The organism is Pseudomonas sp. WC2 (genome assembly GCF_050586545.1).
Lineage (GTDB): Bacteria > Pseudomonadota > Gammaproteobacteria > Pseudomonadales > Pseudomonadaceae > Aquipseudomonas.
The window spans coordinates 1-487 of sequence record NZ_JBOBDR010000050.1; the positions used below are offsets into that span (position 1 = coordinate 1).

Here is a 487-nt window from a genome sequence, read left to right on the forward strand (position 1 = left end):
TGATTTACGTCGACAAAACCCACCTGACACAAATCAATGGCGGCAAGGTCGAGGTCTATTACCAGTTATTGATCGACGACTCGGTGCTCGGCAGCATGAACCGGGTCAACGCCACCCATGCCATTCGTGAGTCGATCCATGCCGACATTCTGCAGGTCGGTGCGCCGCGCCTGGAACTGCCAGAGCCGGAAGTGGCCGGCGTGGTCGACGGGGTGTTACCGGCGGATACGGATGGCACCACGCTCACGGTGGTTTACCTGAAAACGGCGAAAGGCGACGAGGTGGTTTACCAGTGGGTCGGTTCACGCACCGGCACCGCCAGCGACTCGATCACCCTGTCAACGCACACCGCCGGCAAACCCGTGCCGTTCACCATCCCCGCCGAGCTGATCAAGGGCAACGAGGGCGGCACGGTGTCGGCCTCGTATCACATCAAACGCGCAGAGGGTGGCGGCACCAGTTACGCCAATCCGCTGGAATTCAGCGT

At 61.2% G+C, this 487-nt stretch carries 1 pseudogene; it reads left to right on the forward strand.

The window, feature by feature from the left end:
• A pseudogene (locus tag ACQ4OE_RS26765) lies at positions 1–487 on the forward strand (hypothetical protein); the annotation flags it as partial.